3 protein-coding genes are annotated in these 5,167 nt (G+C 52.7%); 2 read left to right on the top strand and 1 reads right to left on the bottom strand.

Going from position 1 to position 5,167, the window contains the following annotated elements; genetic code table 11:
- Both HJW02_RS12770 and HJW02_RS12765 read left to right on the top strand, forming a co-directional pair.
- The coding region (locus HJW02_RS12770; protein WP_208050652.1) for a hypothetical protein at window positions 1-1,275 on the top strand (1,275 nt) is incomplete at its 5' end.
- Window positions 1,272-1,778, top strand: a complete 507-nt coding sequence (locus HJW02_RS12765) for a hypothetical protein (protein WP_022397198.1) — start codon at window positions 1,272-1,274, stop codon at window positions 1,776-1,778. The genes HJW02_RS12770 and HJW02_RS12765, both read left to right, overlap by 4 nt.
- Window positions 1,779-1,964: 186 nt before the next feature.
- On the opposite strand, the gene HJW02_RS12760 is transcribed toward HJW02_RS12765, so the two are convergent.
- On the bottom strand, window positions 1,965-4,463 hold the full coding sequence (locus tag HJW02_RS12760; RefSeq protein ID WP_102721896.1) for an autotransporter-associated beta strand repeat-containing protein: 2,499 nt from the start codon (window positions 4,461-4,463) through the stop codon (window positions 1,965-1,967).
- Window positions 4,464-5,167: the final 704 nt, after the last annotated feature.

The following is a 5,167-nucleotide window of genomic DNA, read 5'->3' as shown; positions in this document are numbered from 1 at the left end:
ACGAAGGGGGACTGGTGCGGGAGGTACGGCCTGACGCGCGCCACGCTGTGCGCCATGAATGCCCCCATGAACAATTCCGAGTTTAAAGCCAAGCAATTACCTGTCCGCATGGAAACGAGCGCTGAAGACCCTAAATGGAAACGAGTGTATCCCTGTTATTGGATTCAGGGACTGATGGGGCTCAACCGCAATCAGGGAGATGGATTGCGCTGGTGGGTACAAAGCGCCAATGTGGCAGGAAACCGCAATGTTCTCTTTGACCCCAGTGATTCCACAAGAACAGAGGCGGAATGGGACGACCACGGGGAAGTATATCCGTCCTTTGTGGACGGTCCCGGTATATGGGTAGCTGTGGAAGTGCCGGAAGGGGTTCATGAAATAGCCCTGTATTTCTATAATCCCAACGGATATCTTCAACATGAATCCAGGCGGGATTATGTGGTAGAAGCCCGGAGGCATCCTTTTTCTTCTTCCATTCAAAGCCTGTTCGACAACAAAGCGGATATTGAAATTGGGAACCGCACTAAAAAAGGGAAGACGCTTGCCGCTTCTATGGAGCAGTGGCAGTCGTTCCCGGTGGAAGCGCGCACGCGCGTTTCCAGGTTTGCGGGGTCCGGAGTTTACAAGCGCTTCATGTGCAGGAAAGGCGGCGTATACTTGTTCCATGTTTGCAGGAACGGTTCCTTCAATACTATTTTAAATGGGGTATTCATCAATGCGCTTCTTCCTCTGGAAATGAGAACGCCTGATGAATTGCCTTATTATGTTGATGGATTATTTGCAGGCATTATTCCTTCCCCCGAGAGAGTTCATTCTTCTGTTGCCGGGCCGGAGGAGAAGGTTCTTCTCAATCAACTGCTCACTCTCCAGTATCAGCCACGGTATGTTACGCCCGCAGGATCTTCCTGCTTGAACAGGTACATTCTTTCCTCATTCCGTGAGGCGGTTGAAGGAAAGAAAAAGAGCAGGTGCTTGGAAGACTGGTTTCAATGGGAAGCCAGAATTTACTCTCCAGATGTACGTTCTTCTTTTGACCAGACCATGGCGGCTGCGTGGGACCAGTGTCAGATTTATTATCCGGATCTCAGATCCAGGGAATGTGTTCCGAATGCCCCGGGCACGATACCTTTTTCCGTAAATGAAGTTTATTTGATGGATAAGCTGGATATTGATTGGAGGCAATATCGAGATGATGCCGAACAACCTCCTGTGAAATCAGTTCAAGAGATGAAGAAACACCTTGAACATGAATCCCAAAAGAAAACGACAACATGAATAATAAAATGATATTGGCTGCGGGAATCAGTCTGTTGAGCATGAACGTGCTCAACGGAGAGATTACCGGGGAGCATACCATGTGGTCAGGAACTCATCTGAATTATGATGGGGTTTCCATTATTAATAAGCCGGCGCTTCCCCAAAAAGGAGTGGAAGCAAAAAAGGGTGTAAAAAATGCCTACAATATTATGCCGGGTAAAGTGACGGTGATCACAAGCCTCAATAAAAATCCTCAGGAAAAACAGGAATGGCTGTACAAAAAAATACATGAAGTACGGATATCCATGACTGGAAATATATATGTAGCGCTGATATTCGCCGATACGAAGAATGATGTCCCCTTCGCCTATGATCCCAATAAATTTGGAACATCGGGAACCCTTTATTCACAAGTCTATATCACGGCCCTGCACAAGGTGACTAAAATGGAGAATAAAAGTGATTTCGGGACCAGCGGAAAGGATGAAGACCCTACTTTTACTTTAGTTAAGAAAATATGACCGGCATTCCGGCAGTATGATGCGGAGGTTTTATTCCTTATCCGGAAAGGGATAAGACTTCAAACAAGGGTTTCCGTATGGCAGCGGCCCTTGTTTTTTAGAGTTGGATATATAGCAAACAGGGGCTGTTCCGCACCTTGCTGGCGGAACAGCCCCTGAATGGAGTCTTCTGTTAATTCAGGAAGCTCAGGCCTTCTTTCTGCGGCGCATCAGCAGGGCCGTGAGGCCCAGCAGGCTCAGGGTGGCCGTGCCGGGTTCCGGTACGGCCAGGCCGGTGAAGGTCAGGCTGCCGTTGTTGTAGGTAACGCCGTCCCAGATCAGGTTCTGGCCGTTCTGCGTAAGCGTCAGCAGGGAATCCCAGTCGATGTTGTCCGCCAGGGATGTGCCTTCGCCCACAGTGATCAGGTCGATCGTCAGGGAGGTAAGGTCAAGCGCCAGGGCACTGTCCAGATTCAGCGTCAGGCCGCCGGTCAGGTTCAGGGTGGACGTTCCCTGCATGTCGATCAGAGCCGTGTTGAAGCTGGAGAGGTTCAGCGTGGCGTTGTTCAGCGTGGCTGAGGTAGTGCCGGAAAGCGTCAGCACCTGGCCTGTGGAAATCATGGGCGCGCCGGAAGCGTTGCCCAGGATTACCGTTGAGTTGTTGATGGCGGCGTTCCCCGTCAGGCTGACGGTGAGGTCCTTGGGAGCGGAAGCGCTGCCGAGGTTCTGGATGGTGCCCGTCTGGAGCGTAATGGCGTTGGCCAGGGCCTGGCTGTTGGCGTTGAGCGTTCCTCCCTGCACCAGAACGGAACCCTGGCCAAGTGCGGTTGCGGAGTTGGTCTGGAGCGTTCCCTGCACGATGGTGGTGCCGCCGGTGTACGTGTTGTTGCCGGAGAAAACGACTACGGAGCTGTTCTTGTTCACCTTCACGCTCATCTGGTGGGAGGCGTCCTTGTCGGAAATGACGGAGGAAATGGTGAAGTTGTTGCTTCCGCTGGAACCGTTGGTGACCAGCAGTTCTCCTTCGCCGGTGATCGTTCCGCCAAGGTTGGTGGCGTTTCCGTAAAGGGAGCCGGAGATGGTCACGCCGGCTCCGGCGGCGTCAACGGTAATGTTGGCGCTGATGGGGGTATCCGCGCCATAGGCGCGGCAGTTGAGCATTTCAAATGTGGAGCCGGACTTCATCAGGATATCCGGCGTGCCGCCCAGTACGATGCCTACGCCATTCAGGCTCAGCTTGGAGTTCTGGCCGATGGTGATGGATTCAAACGTGTAGGCGGTGTCGCTGCCGGACAGGTTGACTGTGCCGGCGTCAATGATCAGGTGTGCGATGTCGGAGGCATGGTTGGCATTGATGGTGCCGGTGCCGTCCGTCACCTTGCGGACCGTCAGGGTGCTGTCTGCATGGGTGATGGGAATAAGCGTTCCCCCTTCAAAGGTGTATTCCACGTCTCCGGCTCCCGTCAGGGTGAGGGAGGAGGCGGTGTGCGCCCATGAGTCGTTGGCATTGTAGTTGGCCGCCGCTATGGTCAGGGCTCCGGCGAAGGTCCAGTTGGGATTGGCTGCCGTGAGGGAGGCGTTTTCTCCCAGAGTCAGGGCTCCCGTATAGCGGGAGGCGGTATCTCCCGTGATGGAAATGGAGGCGTTGTCCCCCAGAGTCAGGGCTCCGGAACCGGCCAGGCCCGTCAGGGTGCTGGTTCCGTTCATGATGACGGTGCCGACCCCGTCCAGAGTAGCCGTTCCGGACAGGCTGGAGGATACGGTGAGCGTGGTGCCTTCTGCCGCGCGGAGGATGCCGGGGCCCGACAGGCTCAGGGTGCCGCCGGAAATGGTGAGGTTTCCGCCGGTGAGTAGGATGGCGTCCGTATGGCGCGTTTCCCCGTCCGCAATAGTCAGGGCTCCCGGGCCGTTGGTGACGTTGATGGAAGCATAGGTGCCGGCTCCGTCAGCGGAGTCCGTCCATGCGGCATCCCCCAGTTGGGAGGAAGTCCACTCGGAGGAGGAGCCATCCAGCGTAGCGGAAATTTTAACGCCCTCATAGGTATTGACGATCTGGATGCCTGCAATGCAGCCGCGGGTGCCTGAGCCGCTGGTGTTGCTCGGAGCGGTGATGCTCAGGTTGGGTGAAGTCTGGCCTTCCACATACAGCGTATTGGTCCCTTCCACCGCCTGTCCAAAGGTTCCCGTTGCTCCCCACGCGGCAGAGCCTGCCACGGTGGAAGTTCCGTTCCAGGTGTAGGAAACGCCGTTGACGGTCTTGGCGGAGAAGTTTCCGTTGGCTGTGTCCGTATTGCAGTAGATATAAACGCCGTAGGTCAGGAAATCAACGCCGCTGACATTGATGGTGATGCCGCTGCCGTCGTCCAGGTAGCCCTTCAGCATCTGGCCGTCCCCGGTGGAGGGGGTGTCGCCTCCGCGCCAGGTATTTTTACTGGACCAGGTGACGGTCGCTCCGGTGGCGTCTCCGTTGTTATCCTTCAGGTTCTGGGCCGTGGATTGGGAAGCTCCGCTGAATTGATTCCAGTTGGAGCCGGGAACGGCTTCAAGCCCGGCGCTGGAAGAATCGGAAATGGTGCCGTTTGGTTCGTTGGTACCAAAATTGATGCTGATGCTTTCTCCGGCAGCCTGGGATTGGGAGGCGAGAGTTCCGAAGAAGGCGGCTGCCATAAGCCACGCTGTTAGTTGATAAGGCAAATGAGGTTGCATGAAATTAATACTATAGTAATTTAAATTATTCCATTCAAAATTCAGGAGAGAAAGAAACCCCTGCGATACCCGGTTCTTATCGGATTCCGAATCCGAAGTCAACAGGAAAGTTTGGTTTAAAACATGTTAGAAGAATTTGGATTTGGAAAAATTGGAGAAATAGCAATTAATGAAAAAATGAATTAAATGATAACTATCTGACAGTCTTGATATTCATGTGTTCAAGGCATTGCAACGGATTCGGAATTCGATGTTGATGAATGTCCGGAAAGAGCATTTTTGAAAGAAGAAAAAGCGGTTGGTCGCCGCTTTTGAGTTAGTCTCCTGCATTTTTTCTGTCCGGGTACAGGAAGGGCGGTGTGTCTTGGGTTTTTCTAAACCTGAATAATTTTTATAACTAACATATATTGAATGACTTATATATTTGACTGTAAACTGATTGTGTGGTTTTTTGATTGGATAAAATTGAGAATAACTTGGAAATGGGGTTGACGTCAGCAAAATACGATAATATTCTCACATAATAATCAGGAAATAATTGGTTATGTTAATTAAATTCAAACATTTCATAGGAACACTCGCATTGGTTTTCCCCCTGCTGGGGGGATGGTCCGCAGGAGAAGTCAAATCTGTCCAGATCCCGGAACAACTGCCGGAATGCCCGGTGCGCTTCATCCGCGGCACCCTGGTGGCGCAGGATGGAG

This window comes from Akkermansia sp. GGCC_0220 (assembly GCF_017566105.1).
GTDB lineage: Bacteria > Verrucomicrobiota > Verrucomicrobiia > Verrucomicrobiales > Akkermansiaceae > Akkermansia > Akkermansia massiliensis.
The sequence above is the reverse complement of the archived record's forward strand: the minus strand, read 5'-3'. Positions and strand labels throughout refer to the sequence as shown.

Excerpts from the sequence above, each read along its gene's own strand:
- HJW02_RS12765 (WP_022397198.1), top strand. The coding sequence starts at position 1,272 with ATGAATAATAAAATGATATTGGCTGCGGGAATCAGTCTGTTGAGCATG.
- HJW02_RS12760 (WP_102721896.1), bottom strand. The coding sequence starts at position 4,463 with ATGCAACCTCATTTGCCTTATCAACTAACAGCGTGGCTTATGGCAGCC.